Source organism: Deinococcus humi (genome assembly GCF_014201875.1).
Taxonomy (GTDB): domain Bacteria; phylum Deinococcota; class Deinococci; order Deinococcales; family Deinococcaceae; genus Deinococcus; species Deinococcus humi.
Genome location: NZ_JACHFL010000009.1, coordinates 75,654 through 90,380, shown reverse-complemented (window position 1 = coordinate 90,380; position 14,727 = coordinate 75,654). Strand labels below are relative to the sequence as shown.

Annotated in this window: 16 protein-coding genes; 9 read left to right on the top strand and 7 right to left on the bottom strand. The window is 68.8% G+C overall.

Features of this window, described 5'->3' with window-relative positions; translation table 11 throughout:
• Position 1: 1 nt before the first annotated feature.
• Positions 2–1,252 (bottom strand): hypothetical protein, encoded by a 1,251-nt coding sequence (locus HNQ08_RS16210; RefSeq protein WP_184134331.1) that lies wholly within the window; start codon positions 1,250–1,252, stop codon positions 2–4.
• 147 nt (positions 1,253–1,399) lie between these two features.
• On the opposite strand from HNQ08_RS16210, the gene HNQ08_RS16205 reads away from it, so the two are divergent.
• The 4 genes from HNQ08_RS16205 (at position 1,400) to HNQ08_RS16190 (ending at position 5,243) form a co-directional block, all read left to right on the top strand.
• A complete protein-coding gene (locus tag HNQ08_RS16205; protein ID WP_184134328.1) occupies positions 1,400–2,374 on the top strand; it encodes a LysR family transcriptional regulator in 975 nt (324 codons plus the stop codon).
• Positions 2,375–2,418: 44 nt separating this feature from the next.
• Entirely contained in the window at positions 2,419–3,510 is a 1,092-nt protein-coding gene (gene proB, locus HNQ08_RS16200; protein WP_184134324.1) for a glutamate 5-kinase, read from the top strand.
• An 81-nt stretch (positions 3,511–3,591) separates the two neighbouring features.
• Positions 3,592–4,329: a glucodextranase DOMON-like domain-containing protein gene (locus HNQ08_RS16195; protein WP_229790156.1), complete on the top strand. Its 738-nt coding sequence runs from the start codon at positions 3,592–3,594 to the stop codon at positions 4,327–4,329.
• A complete protein-coding gene (locus HNQ08_RS16190) occupies positions 4,326–5,243 on the top strand; it encodes a DMT family transporter (protein WP_184134321.1) in 918 nt (305 codons plus the stop codon). The genes HNQ08_RS16195 and HNQ08_RS16190 overlap by 4 nt, the downstream gene beginning before the upstream one ends.
• A gap of 110 nt (positions 5,244–5,353) precedes the next feature.
• Here the strand turns inward: HNQ08_RS16190 and HNQ08_RS16185 are convergent, their stop codons facing one another.
• Positions 5,354–5,842, bottom strand: a complete 489-nt coding sequence (locus tag HNQ08_RS16185; protein ID WP_184134319.1) for an SMI1/KNR4 family protein — start codon at positions 5,840–5,842, stop codon at positions 5,354–5,356.
• A 136-nt stretch (positions 5,843–5,978) separates the two neighbouring features.
• Positions 5,979–7,262 (bottom strand): DUF4127 family protein, encoded by a 1,284-nt coding sequence (locus HNQ08_RS16180; RefSeq protein ID WP_184134317.1) that lies wholly within the window; start codon positions 7,260–7,262, stop codon positions 5,979–5,981.
• Between the two features lie 122 nt (positions 7,263–7,384).
• On the opposite strand from HNQ08_RS16180, the gene HNQ08_RS16175 reads away from it, so the two are divergent.
• From HNQ08_RS16175 to HNQ08_RS16165, 3 genes are all read left to right on the top strand, one after another.
• Entirely contained in the window at positions 7,385–8,545 is a 1,161-nt protein-coding gene (locus tag HNQ08_RS16175) for an ABC transporter permease (RefSeq protein WP_184134314.1), read from the top strand.
• Positions 8,545–9,258, top strand: coding sequence for an ABC transporter ATP-binding protein (locus HNQ08_RS16170; RefSeq protein ID WP_425321355.1), 714 nt, complete (start codon positions 8,545–8,547; stop codon positions 9,256–9,258). The genes HNQ08_RS16175 and HNQ08_RS16170 overlap by 1 nt, the downstream gene beginning before the upstream one ends.
• A gap of 136 nt (positions 9,259–9,394) precedes the next feature.
• Positions 9,395–9,580 carry a hypothetical protein gene (locus HNQ08_RS16165; RefSeq protein WP_184134311.1) on the top strand — a complete coding sequence of 62 codons (186 nt, stop codon included), beginning with the start codon at positions 9,395–9,397 and terminating at the stop codon, positions 9,578–9,580.
• Here the strand turns inward: HNQ08_RS16165 and HNQ08_RS16160 are convergent.
• Complete coding sequence (locus HNQ08_RS16160) at positions 9,577–10,809, bottom strand: metallophosphoesterase (protein ID WP_184134308.1); 1,233 nt, start codon at positions 10,807–10,809, stop codon at positions 9,577–9,579. The genes HNQ08_RS16165 and HNQ08_RS16160 overlap by 4 nt on opposite strands.
• A gap of 148 nt (positions 10,810–10,957) precedes the next feature.
• Here HNQ08_RS16160 and HNQ08_RS16155 point away from each other — a divergent pair, with 148 nt between their 5' ends.
• Positions 10,958–11,845: a metalloenzyme domain protein gene (locus tag HNQ08_RS16155; protein ID WP_184134306.1), complete on the top strand. Its 888-nt coding sequence runs from the start codon at positions 10,958–10,960 to the stop codon at positions 11,843–11,845.
• A gap of 172 nt (positions 11,846–12,017) precedes the next feature.
• On the opposite strand, the gene HNQ08_RS16150 is transcribed toward HNQ08_RS16155, so the two are convergent.
• Positions 12,018–12,641, bottom strand: coding sequence for a phosphoribosylanthranilate isomerase (locus HNQ08_RS16150; protein ID WP_184134303.1), 624 nt, complete (start codon positions 12,639–12,641; stop codon positions 12,018–12,020).
• The gene (locus tag HNQ08_RS16145; RefSeq protein WP_184134301.1) at positions 12,634–12,879 is read right to left on the bottom strand and encodes a hypothetical protein; all 246 of its coding nucleotides are present in this window, start codon (positions 12,877–12,879) and stop codon (positions 12,634–12,636) included. Before HNQ08_RS16145 ends, HNQ08_RS16150 begins: the two co-directional genes overlap by 8 nt.
• Positions 12,880–12,981: 102 nt before the next feature.
• Between HNQ08_RS16145 and HNQ08_RS16140 the strand changes: the two genes are divergently transcribed.
• On the top strand, positions 12,982–14,253 hold the full coding sequence (locus HNQ08_RS16140; RefSeq protein WP_184134298.1) for a phosphotransferase family protein: 1,272 nt from the start codon (positions 12,982–12,984) through the stop codon (positions 14,251–14,253).
• Positions 14,254–14,266: 13 nt separating this feature from the next.
• On the opposite strand, the gene HNQ08_RS16135 is transcribed toward HNQ08_RS16140, so the two are convergent.
• Positions 14,267–14,683, bottom strand: coding sequence for an OsmC family protein (locus tag HNQ08_RS16135; RefSeq protein ID WP_184134295.1), 417 nt, complete (start codon positions 14,681–14,683; stop codon positions 14,267–14,269).
• Positions 14,684–14,727 lie beyond the last annotated feature (44 nt).

The following is a 14,727-nucleotide window of genomic DNA, read 5'->3' as shown; positions in this document are numbered from 1 at the left end:
CTCAGGGCGCCATCTGCCCTCCCAGCCGGCGCAGTTGCGCCCCGTACACACCGTTCACGTCCTCGCGCCAGCCCAGCATGATCTCGCCGCCCGGCAGCACGGCCAGACTGGGTGACCGGGCGTCGCGGCGGGGGTCCAGATTCATGACCCCCGAGTCCTGCCAGCCGCTGGCCGTCCAGCGGGCCAGATGAATCTGACCGATGCCGGAGCGCTCCTCCACCCAGGCCAGGACCGGCTGCCCGCCACGGTCCAGCGCCAGGGCCGGTGCACTGGCCGAATGGGGGCTGAGGGCACCGCCCAGCGCCTGCCATGTCTGCCCGTTCCAGCGCGAGGCGTACAGCGCGTCGCTGCCGTTCAGGTCCTCCAGCCACGCCACCGTCGGCTGCCCCTGCGCGTCCAGTTTCAGGCGGGTGGAGGCCAGATAGCGGTCCGGGGTGCGGTTCAGGCTGCCACCCAGCGCTACCCAGGCGGTGCCGGTCCAGCGTTTGACGAGGACGTTGCTCGCCAGCACCTCGCCCTGCAGCCACGCCACGATGGGCTGCCCCGCCGCGTTCAGCGCCAGCGCGGGCGTGCGCGAGAAGACGCTGATCTCATTGAAGGCCGGGCTGCGCGTCCAGGTTCTGGCCTCCGCGTCCCAGTGGCGTACGGTCAGGCGGCTGCCGTAGGGGTTGCGCAGGGACTCGCCCCAGGCGAGAACCGCCTCGCCGTTCTGGGCCACCACCGAGCGGGTGCGGGCGGCGTACGGGAGATCGTCGCCCAGATAGCGCGGGTGCCAGTCCGTCCACGCGCCGTCTTTGTAAGCGCGGAAGACCACCACGTCGTTGTCGCCGTAATTCTCGTTCCAGACCATGATCGGCGTGCCCGCCTCGTCCAGTGCCAGATCAAGATTGGAAGCCGGGCGGGGCACGTCGTAGTTCAGTACGCCGCCGGGCAGGCCGCCGCGCAACAGCTCCCAGCTGTTTCCTGCACTGCGCCACACCCGCACCTTTCGCGATTCGTACATGCCCTTGCCGCTGTCGGCCTGCCCGGCGTCATTGAGCAGGGCCAGCACCAGCGAGCCGTCCGCAGCGGCGGCCAGTTGCAGTTCGCGCAGCGGGCGCCCAGCTTCGGCCGGGGGCGCGGCCAGCGGCACAGTGTTCCAGGTAGTGGCGGCATCCCGAGCAAGGGGAGTTTCGCTGCCGCCCGCATGGGCGCTGCCGAGCAGGGCGGCGCAGAGAAAAGACAGACGGAGATGGACCGGAAGTCTGGGCATGGTTGGCCTCCTGAAGAGCGTGTGGAGCCTGGATCGGTCAAGGTGTCCTGTGCATTCTGAGCCTCGCTTCGGACGGAAACAATGCACAGAGGCGATGGCGGACAGGGTTGTATCGAGAATGTCGATGGCATCTTCTACACTGGGATGATGACCGCCGAACCGCCCGCCCGCCTCCCAGTGTCTGGCCAACTTCCTGCGCTGGGCAGCGCCCACCTGAGCGTGTTGCTGGGAGTGGCTGAGGCAGGCAGCTTCAGCGAGGCCGCGTTGCGGCTGGGGCTGGCCCAGTCCACGGTCAGCCACACTGTGCGCGCCGCCGAGACCGCGCTGGGCCTGCAGATCTTCGAGCGGGGCCGCCACGGCGCGTGGCCCACGGCGGCGGGCGCGCGGGTCCTGGCCCACGCCCGCCACGCCGCCGACGCCCTGCGCGCCATGACGGCCCCAGCCCCCACGCTGTGCGGCACGCTGCGGGTGGTGTCGTGCCGCAGCGTGATCCGGCAGTTCATCACCCCGGCCCTCAACGGCTTTCAGCACCTGTATCCGGGGGTAGAGGTGCGGGTGCGGGATACCTCTGGCGAACATGATGAGATCGAGGCCCAGGTCCTGGCGGGCGAGGCAGACCTGGGCCTGGGCCGCCTGCCGGTGCGCCCCGAACTGAGGGCGCGCGCCCTGTTCGCCGACGAGTACCTGATCATCACGGCGGCCCACGCGCCGCCCATCCGCAGCTGGGACGATTTCCACCGCGCCGCGTACATCGTGTGTGAGGAGGACTGTGCCCCCTTCATCGCCGCGCACGTCGCCCGGTATTCGCAGCCGCCCGCGCCCAGCGTGTGCCTGAAAGACCCGCAGGTGGCGCTGGGCCGGGTGGCCGAGGGCCACGGCTTCACGGTCCTGACCGGGCTGGTCTGTGTGCCGCTGCCCTCCCACCTGCGCGCGTACCCGCTGCCCACCCCGCTGTGGAGGCCGATTGGCAGCGTCACCCGCCGGGGTCAGGCAGAGGTTTCAGCGCTGATCGACGCTTTCCAGGACGCCGTGCTGTCGCCAGGAGCCCTGCGCGCCTCGGCGGGGCGGCAGGCGTCACTGGTCCGTTTCGGGGGAATAGAAACAGAGCCCCTGGCGTTTTAGACCGTCAGACGTCCGGCCCGGTTGCTGGCCCGTAGACTGCCCTTATGCGCGTCGTCCTCAAGCTTGGCACCAGTGTCCTGACGGCGGGGGGAGACCGCCTGAGCCGCCCGCGCATGGTGGACCTGATGCGCTCGATGGTGGCGGTGCAGGCCGCCGGGCACGGGCTGGTCCTGGTCAGCAGCGGCGCGGTGCTGGCGGGCTGGGAGGCGCTGGGCTTTCCCTCACGGGACCGCACGCTGGCCGAGAAACAGCTGCTGGCCGCCGTGGGCCAGAGCCGCCTGATGCACCTGTACGCCCTGCTGGCCGAGCTGTACGGCGTGAACGTGGCGCAGGTGCTGCTGACCGCCGACGACTTCCGGGACCGGACCCGCTACCTGAACGCCCGCACCACGCTGGAAGCCTGCCTGAGCCGGGGCGTGCTGCCAATCATCAACGAGAACGACGCGGTGGCCCTGGAACAGATCCGGGTGGGCGACAACGATACCCTCTCGGCCTTCGTGGCGAATCTGGTGGACGCCGATCTGCTGGTCATCCTGACCGACGCGCCGGGCTTGTACACCGCCGATCCACGCACGGACCCGGACGCCACCCTGATTCCCGTGGTAGAGCGCGTGACGCCGGAGGTCTGGGCGCGGGCAGGCGGCGCAGGCTCGCACCGGGGCACGGGCGGAATGCACACCAAGATCCAGGCCGCCGAGATCGCCACCCGCGCCGGAACCCCGGTGGTCATCGCCCCTGGCGACGCGCCGGAGGCGCTGGCCCGCATCGTGGGCGGCGAGGCGCTGGGCACCCGCTTCCTGGCGGCTGGATCGCGCCTGGAAGCCCGCAAGCGCTGGATTCTGGCGGAAGTGGCCCCGGCCCGCGTGCATCTGGATGACGGCGCGGCGCAGGCGGTGACCGAGCGCGGTTCCAGCCTGCTGCCTGCCGGAATCCGCCGTGTGGAGGGCGAGTTTCAGCGTGGTCAGACCATTCGTCTGATTGCCCCCGGCGGCGCGGAAGTGGCGCGCGGCCTGACGCGCTATGCCTCGGGTGATCTGGGCCGCATTGCGGGGCACCACTCGCGCGAGATCGAGGCGCTGCTGGGCTTCACCTATGGCCCGGAAGCAGTGCACCGGGACGATCTGGTGCGGCTGTAACGACATGGCACGGGCGCACGGCAGGCGTCAGCGCAGACCGGCCCTGATCCGCCCCGCACCGGCCCCTCTATACTCCCCCGTGTGCTCTGGCTGCTGCTCACCACCACCCTGCTGACTGTTCCCGACCCGGCGGGGGACGCGCGTGGGGACGGCGGCTACATCCTGCCGCGCCAGCCCGCCGTGACCGAGGAAGCGCTGGACCTGCGCTCATTCGGCGCCGCGCCGCAGGGGGGTGGCATGCGCTTCAGGGTCAGCTTCGGGCAGATCAGCAACCCGTGGAACGCTCCGTCGGGCTTCTCGGCGGGCGTCACCGATATCTTCATCAAGACCAGTCCCGGCGGGCGTCAGGCGCTGGCGGACACCGGCCTGCGCGCCCGCAGCGGCGGCTGGCAGTACCACCTGCGCGTCACCGGTTTCGGCAGCACGCTCGAGCGGGTAACGGAGCAGGAGGACGTCCTGCAGCCCCTGAGCGCGCCCACTGTGCGGATTGAGGGCACCGAACTGGTCATCGACAGCGCCGTGCCCCCCGGAAGTTACGCGTACTGGGTCACCAGCAGCGTCTACACCCCGCTGTCGGCGGACGGGTTGCTCAGGCCCACGGGTGGGACCGGCCCCGGCAGCCTGCAGACCGGGCAGGCGAATGCGCCCACGCCCGTGGACGTGCTGGCCCCCGCAGGCGACGCCCGCGCCTTTACCGACGGCACGCTGGCCCCGGTTGGCGAGACCCGTGACCGCGCCAGTCTGCTCCTGGCCGGCCTGGGCGGGCTGGGGCTGCTGCTGACCGTGGGCGCGACGGTGGCCATCTGGCGGCGACCATGAGTTTGGACCCGGCGGTGGAGACGGTGGGTCCGGCCCGCCCCACCGTTCCCGCGCCGCTGCTGATCCTAGCCGCCGCGTGCCTGTGGGGCCTGCTGGGTATTTTCGGCAAGGGCGTGCAGGCGGCGGGGGTGGCCCCGCTGGAGGTCGCCTTCTGGCGGGCACTCCTGGCGGGCGCACTGTACGCCCTGCACGCGCTGCTCACGCGTAGCCCCCTGCCGCGCGGGCGGGACCTGTGGATTACGGCGGGCTTCGGGATCGCCGGGGTCAGCATCTTTTACGGTTCGTATCAGCTGGCCGTGAGGGCCGGCGGGGCCAGTCTGGCGTCAGTGCTGCTGTACACCGCTCCGGCCTTCGTGGCGCTGCTGGGCTGGGCCTTTTTGCGTGAGAGGCCCGGTGGGCGCGAGTGGCTGGCGATTGCCGGAACGTTGCTGGGCATCACCCTGATCAGCCTGGGCGGTGGACAGGGCGTGAGCGTCACGCTGCCCGCACTGGCGTTCGGGCTGATCGCCGGTTTCACCTACAGCCTGTATTACCTGTACGGCAAGGCGTTCTTCCACCGCTACAGCACCCCGGCGCTGCTGGGCGTCGCGCTGCCAGTGGGAGCGTTGGGACTGCTGCCCTTTGTGCTGGCAGAGGGTTTTGCGACCAAGACGGCCCCCGCGTGGGCTGGGCTGGGAAGCATCGCGGTGCTGTCCACCTATCTGGCCTACCTGCTGTACAGCGCGGGCCTGCGCCGTCTGAATGCCACCCGTGCCAGCGTGATCGCCAGCGTGGAGCCGGTGGTGGCTGCCGCGCTGGCCGCGCTGCTGTTTGGCGAGCGACTGGCGGCCTTGGCCCTGCTGGGCGCTGCGCTGGTGATCGGCGCGGCCCTGCTGCTGAGCGTGGAGAAGAAAGCGCCGACACGCGGGCGCTAAGGCCTCTGCCGAAAAGCCCCCCGACTCCATGCCTCTTTCCCCAGCTTCCAAAGACCAGTCCGTACGGGGGGCATGCTGGACTGGCATGGACCACCATCGACGTCGGCGGCTTAGCGTGAACGACGTTTGCGTTCCAAGCGCGCCTGATCCATTGTGATTTTGTGGGTTCTGGCCTGGAAATCACGCTCGAATTCAGCAACAACGCTGTGTGCGTAGGACTGGATGTTGGGAGCAATTTCAATCACTGTTCCCTCGCTCACATCATGGTCGTACCACCAGATGCGCTCATCATCGCCCGTCAAGTCAATGACAGCAAAGTTACCGCCGCCATCTTCGCCAATGACCAGATAATTCGTTGGCCAGGGCCTGCCATCAGCCATCCAGGGTGTCTCACGGTCTGACCAAAGATCCCGGTTGAATCGAATGATCTGCCCTGGTCGAAGAAAGATCCGCTCATCCGCTGGAACTTGCGCAGATTTGTCGGGGCTATTTCGAGTTGTGGTCAATTCGCTGGGAGGGTTGGACAAGAAGGTCGTGTACCAGTGAGGAAGATGAACGCCGAGGCCACAGAGGAGGGAATCGGCAGTGCCGTCAGACATGACGTTCAGCATAGATCCGGCCAGTCCCTGCCTGATGGGCTATATCTCAAAAAACGAGTCAAAGCTGTGTTTAAGTCGTCCTAGTGTGTCGCAGTCGGCCATCAAACCGAGTCTGGAGGCAGCGCAGGTCTGACCGTTAGCGTGCCTTCAGATCGAAATCCCACTCGAACGAGCGGCCCCACGGCAGGACGGCGTCGTTCAGCATGTAGGCGTTGCCAACTCGCAATGGAAAGTAATCCTGCGCCAGCCTCAGCAGCGCAGCCTGACCCTTCGGCGTGTCGAGCTCCTTTTCCGGCACGGCCTTGCGTAGCGCGGCGCGCAGTTCGCTGCTGTAGATCACGTCGTTGGTGTACTCACGGGCCAGCAGGGCGTCCTGGCGCACCGGATCGGCCCCGTTCAGGCTCAGCCTGGCGTGGGCCAGCGCCGAGCCCAGGTTGTTGCCGGGCGTGCCCCACGTTGCCAGCGCCCGCAGATTGGCGTGCTGACGCAACGTGGTCAGGTCCGCCCACAGCCGCGAGTTGCCCAGATTGACCCGCTCCACGTCCGCCACCGCTACTGGCCCGCGCCGCAGCAGGGCGCTGACGCGCAGGGCTGCCTGCCTGGGATCGCCGCCGTTGAAGACGTAGAGGGTCAGGTCGGCCTCAGTCGTATCCACAGCCGAGTCCACCACCGTGAATCCGCTGCCCGCCGCGTGGTTAGCCGCGCTGCGGGTCAGGGGGATCCCCTCGTAGCGGATGACCTTCTCGGCGGCCACCGGATCGCTGTATTCCACACGCACGGTCTTCTCCTGAGGGGCCAGGGCGCGGGCCACCAGCATGGACAGCACCTCGTCCGCGCCGGGGTAGACGCGCACGTTCGTCAATCCTCTGGCCGCCGCTTCACCTGCCAGCGCTGCGCCCTCTGCCGGGGCCGGGCTGCCGGGCAGGGCGTCGTCCCAGGTGATGTCCAGCGCGGCAAAAATGCCCGCCTGTGCCCAGTCCAGCATGGCCCGCGCCACCGCCAGATTGCGCGCCCGGTCTGTGGCGTCCGGCTCGCGCGGCAGGGTGATGAAGGCGTAGATGGGCTGCCCGGTGCGGGTGTGCCACTCGCGCAGGGGTTCCAGTCGGGCCAGCGCTGCCGACGCCGTCAGCGGACTGGTGCGAGACTGAACCAGACCGCCGTAAGCCAGCGCGTCCAGCGCGACGATCAGCGGACCAGCGGTGGACTGGGTGTTCAGCCAGGCAGCCAGCAGCGCCGGATTGGCCTCCTGCGCGGCGTTGCCCAGCAGCAGGGCGGGCGGAACGTGGGGCGTGCCGCCTGCCAGCCCCGCGATCAGCGCGGGCAGCACCCGTGTCGCGGGCCGTGAATCCAGGGGCAGCAGGGTCTGTGCGCCGGCCTGGGCCGTCAGGAACAGAGAAAGAAGAAGGGCAGGGCGAAGCATGGGCGCAGGCTAGCGGCGGGGGATGAGAAGGAAAGAGGCCGCCGCCCTTTGATTCCCCGCCGCCGCTTCCTCTGTAACATCCCCGCCCCCCACTCCTGACCTTCCAGCGTACCTTGAGGATGATGAAATGGACGGATCTATGGGGACTGGCCTGGCGCGGACTGACGCGGCGGCGGGTGCGGACGGGCCTGACTGCGCTGGGGATCACGGTGGCGGTGGCGAGCATGGTGATCTTCCTGTCGCTGGGCGAGGGCATCCGCAAGGTGTTCGTGGAGCAGCTCGGCGGCATCGGCCCGGACATTCAGGTGTCGCTGAGCGGTTTCACGCAGGGCTTTGCCCCGCAGCCCAACCTGCCCGACAAAGCCGTGGGCGACATTCAGGCGCTGGCCCCGGAGCTGGGCATCAAGACGGTGACCCCGGTGGTCATGACCATTCGCGGCAGTCTGGACGTGTCGCAAAGTGTGGTGCTGTACGGTCTGCCCGCCGCCCAGGGCATTGGAACGGTGTTTCCCAATGTCTCGGCGGCGCAGGGCCGCGCCTTCACCCCTGCCGACGAGGGCCAGGGCGTGGCGGTGCTGGGCGCGAAGGCGGCACAGAACCTGAATCTGAGGATAGGCAGCACTCTTAATCTCAACCGCCGCAACAAGGCGGAGGTGGTGGGCGTGCTGGCCCCCGAGTCGGGGCTGGTGGACAACTTCATCTTCCTGCCGCTGAGCACCCTGCAAAAGGCAGAGGGCGCAGAGGGCCGCGTCTCGCTGGTGGCGGTCAAGCTGGACAACCCCCGTCAGGCGCGGGAGGTGGCCACGCAGCTGTCCGACAAGCTGGATCTGGAGGCCTCCACTCAGTCGGATTTCCTGAGCTTCGTGGAGCGGGCGCTGAAGATCAGTGACGCGGTGCGCTTCGGCATCTCGCTGATCTCACTGATCGTGGGCGGGCTGGCGGTGGCGAACACGGTGATGATGGGCGTGTTCGAGCGGACCCGCGAATTCGGGACACTGCGGGCCATCGGGGCGCGGCCCGGCTTCGTGCGGGCCCTAGTTCTGAGCGAGTCGCTGCTGCTGTCGCTGGTGGGCGGTGTGGGCGGCGTGATCGTGGGGCTGGTGGGCATCTGGGGCGTCAACCTGTACACCCAGGACCTGGCCGGCATTGACGCCGCCGCGCTGACCCCCCGGCTGGTCTTGCTGGCGCTGGGCATCAGCCTGTTCTTGGGTCTGGTGTCGGGTCTGCTGCCCGCCCGCACCGCCAGCCGCCTGAACATCACCGAAGCGCTGGGGAGGGTCTGATGACCGCTACGCCCATGCAGGAACGCGGGGTTCAGACCGCCAGCACCCCGCCGCTGCACATCGAGAATCTGTCGCGCGTCTACCCCAGCGGCGAGGGGCAGGTGCAGGCGCTGGCTTCCTTCACCCACACCTTTCCCCCCGGCATGACGGCGGTGGTGGGGCCTTCGGGCAGCGGCAAGAGCACGCTGCTGAACCTGCTGGCAGGCTTCGACACGCCCAGCACCGGACATGTCTCGGTGGGCGAGGTCAACCTGACCACCCTTTCGGAGCCGGCTCGGGCCGACTTCCGGCTGGCGCACTACGGCTTCGTGTTCCAGAACCACAATCTGGTCAGCATCCTGAGCGCGCAGGAGAACGTGGAGTTTCCGCTGACGCTGGCGGGATTGTCCCCGAAGGAGAGGCGGGCGCGGGCGCGAGACCTGCTGGAACTGGTGGGGCTGGCCAACCGCGCCGGCCACCTGCCCAACCAGCTCTCGGGCGGGGAGGCCCAGCGCGTCGCCATCGCCCGCGCCCTGGCGCGCGATCCGGGCATCCTGCTGGCCGACGAGCCCACTGGAAACCTGGACAGCAAGACGGGCGAATTGGTGCTGGGCCTGCTGACCGGGGCCGCCGCCGAGGGCCGCCGCGTGGTCCTGATCACCCACGATTCAGAGGTGGCGGCGCTGGCGCACCACCGCCTGAGCGTGCGCGACGGCGTGGTGACTCCGGGCTAGACTCAGCGGATGAACCCCCTGGGCCGTCTCCAACGCTTCCTCCAGCGGGGCGGCCCTTTCGTGGCGGCACAATTCGCTCTGATGGCGCTGGTGGCCCTGAGTGGACGGCGCAAAGAAGTGACTTTCCTTCAGCGGCGTGCTGGCCCTGGGGTTGGGTTGGGCGGTCCGCCGGGGCAGTGCGGGCGCCCTGGGCTGGACGGCAGCCCTGGCCACGCTGTTTCATTTCAAGGCTGCCCATGAGGAAGCGGCGTTGCTGGCCCGCTTCCCGGCATACGCCGCGTATCGCCGCCGGACCAGGCGATTTGTGCCAGGCGTCCTCTAGCGCAATTCGGGTGTGCCCGTCCCCGGCCCCAGCAGCGGCAGGGGGCGCGGTGGGGGCACATACTGCTGGCGCGCGGGCACGCTGAAAAAGTTCAGTTCCGGGTAGCGCAGCGCGGTCAGGGCGCCGCCAAACGCGCAGCCGGTGTCGATATCCACCGTGCGGTTGACCCAGACGGGCGCGGCGACCGGCGTGTGCCCGTAGACCACGATGGCCTCCCCCGTGTACCCGGCGGCCCAGTCCCGGCGCACAGGCAGGCCCAGCGCGTCGTAGGTGCCGTCCACGTCGCCGTACAGCGTGAAGCTGCGCACGCGGCCGGAGACGCGGCCCTGGTAGCGTTCCGGCAACCCGGCGTGCGCCACCACCACCCGCCCGCCGTCCAGCACCAAGTGGCTGGGCAGCTTGCCGATAAAGGCCCGCACCCCGGCTTTAAAGGCCTCGCCCGCCGCGTCCAGTTGTTCCAAGGTCAGGTCCAGACCGTGCACCGCCTTGACCGCCTTGCCGTCCAGCGCGCGGGCCAGCTTCTCGTCGTGGTTTCCCGGCACGCACAGCGCCGCGCCCGACGCCACCATGCCCATCACCAGCCGCAGCACGCCCGCGCTGTCCGGCCCCCGATCGGTCAGATCGCCCAGAAAGACGGCGGTGCGGCCCGCTGGAGGCATCACCGCTGACCCGGTGATGACGTAACCGAGTCGGTCCAGCAGGTCCAGCAGTTCCGGGAGGCAGCCGTGCACGTCGCCGATAAAGTCAAAGGGGCCGTGCAGATCAAGCCGATCTGGAGCTAGCGGCACGTATACCACCTGTGCGGCGTCGATCTCGGCCACAGAGCGCAGAACGTAGACCGGACGAAAGCCCTCCTTCTGGAGGCCGCCCAGCGTGCGTCGTAGCTCGGCGAACTCGGGCAGGACCGAGCCTGGATCACGGCCCAACCGCACGGCCCGCTCCTCCAGCACCGTCCGGGGCAGATCGAGGACGACGGCGGCGGCGGGCAGATCATGGGCGCGGGCGGCCTCCAGCACGAGTCGCCGCTCGTCCGGGCGGGTCAGTGGAGCGTCGATCACGGTCGGTTCGCCCCGCGCGAGCCGGCCCCGCAATTCCAGCGAGAAATCGCCCGACAGCACCTGAGAGGGCTGGAAATGCCGGGCGGCGAAGGTGTGCCTGCCCGCGCCGGGTGCGCCGATTAAAGCGATCACGGCTGGGGAGGGAAGGGACAGAAGGGGGGAATCGGTCATGGGCGGGGGCTCAGGCCGTGATGTTCGCACATCCACGCCCTGAAACGAATGGTTTCGGCAGATCACCGTCCCTCCCCGGTCGAGACAGCGGGATCTGAGGCAAAGGGCTGCGGGCCAGCTGCCGTAAGCTGGGCGGCATGGAGTTGCGTTGAGCGGTGTGGTCTGGCTGGCCCTGGACGGCGTGGGCCACCCCATAGACGCCCCGCCCGGCAGCGTGTGGGAGCAGGACCTGCCCGCACTGCGCCCTCTGATCGACGCTGGAGCCGCTCTGGACGCTGCCCTGGGCGTGCCGGGCCTGCCCCAGTCCGGCACCGGGCAGAGCTGCTGGCTGACGGGCCTGGACGCCGTCAGGTACATGGGCGAGCATTTCGGGCCGCATCCGGGGCCGACCTTGCAACGACTGCTGCGCCAGTCCAGTTTGCCGGTTCGGCTGGCGACTGTGGGAGCGAGGGCAGCGCTGGCGAACCACTACGTGCCGCAGTATCTAGAAGCCCAGGCTCGCCGCCCCCGCATGGGCTGTTTTCCCTTCTCGTTCACGGCGGGGGGCCTGCCGCTCAATCCGCCCGGTGTGCCCCCGCTGGGCGCGACGCTGGGCCTGAATTACCGCGAACCTTTTGGGGCCGTTCAGAGCCTGGTTGAAACCTCGCGTCTGGGACGGGAACTGGCGGGGGCGGCCCAGGGGCATGACCTGATCGTGGCGGATCTGTGGTTCGGGGATCTGCTGGGCCACCTGGGGCGCGTGGAGGGACCGCCCGCCGACGCCCGGGCGGCGGCCTTTGCCTACCTGGCCCGCGTGGACGCCCTGTTGCTGGGATTGCTGGACGCCGGGGCGCGGGTGATGATCAGCAGCGATCACGGCAATCTGGAAGACCTGAACACCAAGTCGCACACCGTGGCGCGTGTGCCGTTCGCCGGATCGGCGGTGGACCTGGGCGCGGCGACGACGGTGGTGGAGGCTGGTCAGGTCATCGCCGGGTGGTTTGGACTGAACTCCGTTGATGACGGGCAATCTCTCCTGTCACCTCTACCCGGCTGAAAGTTATCCACAATTTTATCCACAGGGCTTGTGGACAAACTGTGGATAGCGTGAATGCCGCATCAGTTCCAAATGTGCGCTGAACTTGTTCTGGACGGCAAATCCAGGCCTGTTCGCCCATATTTCACGGCCTGCGAAGTTATCCACAGGCTCCCGTTTCACTGTGGATAACTCATGGTGTGGAGGCCCGGACGGCCGCAATAAAGGCGGTCACTTTCGCCAGATCCTTCACGCCAGGGCGGGCTTCCAGGTGGCTCACGGCGTCCACCCCAGCGGGCCGCAAGACCCGAATCGCCTCCGCCACGTTCCACGGCCCCAGGCCTCCGGCCAACCAGGTGCCGGGCGGAAAGGTCTGGCGCAGACGGTCCCAGTCCAGCGGCACGCCGCCGCCCGGCTGGGGTGCGTCCAGCATCAGGGTCACGCCCGGTACGTCCTGCCAGCGCATTCCTGCTGCGGGCAGCTCGTCGGGCCGCACGACGCGCAGCACCGGGTAAAAGTCGGCCACCGTCCGCACGAACGTCTCGGAAAGGGACCCATGAAGCTGCACCGCCGAAACCCGTGCGGCCTCGGCCGTTCGCAGCACCTCGTTCAGGCCCTGGTCCAGAAAGACACCCACCCGCGCCACCGCTGGCCCCACGCTCAGGCCAGCCTCGCGCGCCACGTCCGGCGACACCAGCCGTTTACTGACGGGCGCGAAGATAAACCCTAGGGCGTCGGCCCCGGCCTGCGCCGACAGCACCGCGTCGTGGACGGAGGTGGTGCCGCAGACCTTGACCTGGGGGCTGAGGTCAGGCATTCCGCTGCTCCAGCGCCTCAACGCGCATTTCAAGCTCTCGGTTCTTCTGGAGCAGGGCCAGCAGCAGCAGGGCGTAGTGGTCATACAGCTTAGGCCGCTCCATGCGGAAATCGCCCGCCATCCAGCCGTTCAGCAACCGCTCGGCCTCGCGCAGCACCTCGTCGGTGGGCACGTCGCGGTACCCGCGCTGGCCGATGATCTCGCGGGCGAAGTTCAGTTCACGTTCGGGATCGGTCATGCCTTCCATTCTGCCCTGCCCGCAACAATCCGACTGCGCTGCCCATGGGGCTGGGCCAATCGGCGGATGCGTGGGCCGGCGGCGGTGTGGCAGGCTGCCGGCATGTCCGGCCCTGGCCCACGCCGCAAGACCACGCTGCACCTGCTGTTTTGCGAGGACGGGCAGGCGGCGCTGCACATCCTGACCACCGATCAGACGTCGTATTTTGGCGCGAACGTGGCAGAGGCGGCGCGGGCCGCTGGCCTGCCCAGCACGCTGTTGCGCCGGATTCACTTCCATCATGCAGGCGAGGTGGAGGGTGTGCGCCGCGCCGAGTCGGTGTGGCAGTTGGAAGCTGATGGGGACGCGCAGCTGGACTGGCGGCCCGTCTCCGAACTCCCACCCCGGCATCGGGCCTGGGCCGAGGCTGCCCTGATCCCCGCCCGCACTCCCTGGATGCGTCCCGGCTGGCACGCTGGCGCTCTGGCGTGGCTGGACGCCGAACTGGCCGCGCAGGGCTGGACGCGCCAGGGACAGCCCACGGTCCTGAAGCACTGGCAGATCAGCGTGCTGTGGCGGGTCGAGACCACTGGCGGGCGGGTGTACTTCAAGGGCGTCCCCGACTTCTTCCGGCGTGAGGTGGAGGTCACGCCCCTGCTGGCCTGCGAACTGACGGGCGCCGCTCCACCTGTGCTGGCCGCCGACACGCGGCGCGGGTTGCTGCTCCTGGCCGATACGGGTGAGGAGCAGAGTGCCCCCGACCTGAACGCGCTCATGCGCCATCTGGCGCGGGTGCAGCGGGCCAGTATTCCGTTGCTGGGCGGCTGGACGCTCCGGGACCGCGGGCCGGAATACGTGCTGGGTTGGCTCGAACACCTTCTCTCGGACGAGGCGCTGTTGATCGGTCAGGCCGGTGGCTTCACACCCGAAGCCGCCGAAGGCCTGCGTGGTCAGCGCCCACAACTGGAAGCTGCCCTGCGACGTCTGATGACCAGCCCGCTGCCACGGACGCTGGGCCACGGGGACCTGCACGGCGGAAACGTGGTGGAGCGGGACGGCCGCTTCACGTTCCTGGACTGGTCCGATGTGTGCCTCACCCACCCGTTTCTGGACGCCAACCCGGCCTATTTCCTGGGCTTCGAGGCGATGGATCAGCTCGGCGCATCACAGCGGCGGGCGCTGGCCGCCGCCACCGACGCCTACCTGGACGCCTGGAGTGACTTAGCGCCGCTGCCTGAACTGCGCGCCCTATTCAACGACGCCCTGACCCTGGGCGAGCTGTTCCGCGCTCTGGGCTACGTGGACGGAATTCAGGGGGCGGTGGAAGACCAGACGGAGTGGCGCGGCGTCCATCTGGAGCATCTGCGCCGCTTGGTGGCACAGCCAGAGGGCTGAGCTGCGGGAGCGTTCAGCCCTCTTCCACCCGCGTTTCCACCGTGATCTCGCTGTTCAGGCTGGCGGCCACCGAGCAGTATTTCTCGTGGCTCAGGTGCGCGGCCCGCTCGAGCGCCTCTGCGGTCACGCCCTCTCCGCCCGCAATGTGCCGCACGGTGATGTGGGTATAGCGTTTGGGGTCCGTGTCGGCGCGCTGGCCTTCAACTTCAATGCGGTAGCTCGCCAGCGGCGTGCGGCGTTTTTTCATCACCTCCACCACGTCATAGGCGGTGCAAGTGGCCAGCGCGCCCAGCAGGGCCTCCATCGGGGACACGCCGATCTTGGTGGGGCTGTTGTCAATCAGCAATTGGTGGCCGCTGGCGCTGACGCCTAGGTAGCGCTGCTCGCCCAGCCAGGTGACATTCAAGGTTTTCGTGTTGGCAGCAGTCATGGCCGCAGCGTAGAGCATCGGCGGATGAGGTGGCCAGGGTTCCC

Bases quoted from the DNA above. Each gene is read 5' to 3' on its own strand.
- HNQ08_RS16210 (WP_184134331.1), bottom strand. From the start codon at position 1,252: ATGCCCAGACTTCCGGTCCATCTCCGTCTGTCTTTTCTCTGCGCCGCC.
- HNQ08_RS16205 (WP_184134328.1), top strand. From the start codon at position 1,400: ATGACCGCCGAACCGCCCGCCCGCCTCCCAGTGTCTGGCCAACTTCCT.
- proB (WP_184134324.1), top strand. From the start codon at position 2,419: ATGCGCGTCGTCCTCAAGCTTGGCACCAGTGTCCTGACGGCGGGGGGA.
- HNQ08_RS16190 (WP_184134321.1), top strand. From the start codon at position 4,326: ATGAGTTTGGACCCGGCGGTGGAGACGGTGGGTCCGGCCCGCCCCACC.
- HNQ08_RS16185 (WP_184134319.1), bottom strand. From the start codon at position 5,842: ATGTCTGACGGCACTGCCGATTCCCTCCTCTGTGGCCTCGGCGTTCAT.
- HNQ08_RS16180 (WP_184134317.1), bottom strand. From the start codon at position 7,262: ATGCTTCGCCCTGCCCTTCTTCTTTCTCTGTTCCTGACGGCCCAGGCC.
- HNQ08_RS16175 (WP_184134314.1), top strand. From the start codon at position 7,385: ATGAAATGGACGGATCTATGGGGACTGGCCTGGCGCGGACTGACGCGG.
- HNQ08_RS16170 (WP_425321355.1), top strand. From the start codon at position 8,545: ATGACCGCTACGCCCATGCAGGAACGCGGGGTTCAGACCGCCAGCACC.
- HNQ08_RS16160 (WP_184134308.1), bottom strand. From the start codon at position 10,809: ATGACCGATTCCCCCCTTCTGTCCCTTCCCTCCCCAGCCGTGATCGCT.
- HNQ08_RS16150 (WP_184134303.1), bottom strand. From the start codon at position 12,641: ATGCCTGACCTCAGCCCCCAGGTCAAGGTCTGCGGCACCACCTCCGTC.
- HNQ08_RS16145 (WP_184134301.1), bottom strand. From the start codon at position 12,879: ATGACCGATCCCGAACGTGAACTGAACTTCGCCCGCGAGATCATCGGC.
- HNQ08_RS16140 (WP_184134298.1), top strand. From the start codon at position 12,982: ATGTCCGGCCCTGGCCCACGCCGCAAGACCACGCTGCACCTGCTGTTT.
- HNQ08_RS16135 (WP_184134295.1), bottom strand. From the start codon at position 14,683: ATGACTGCTGCCAACACGAAAACCTTGAATGTCACCTGGCTGGGCGAG.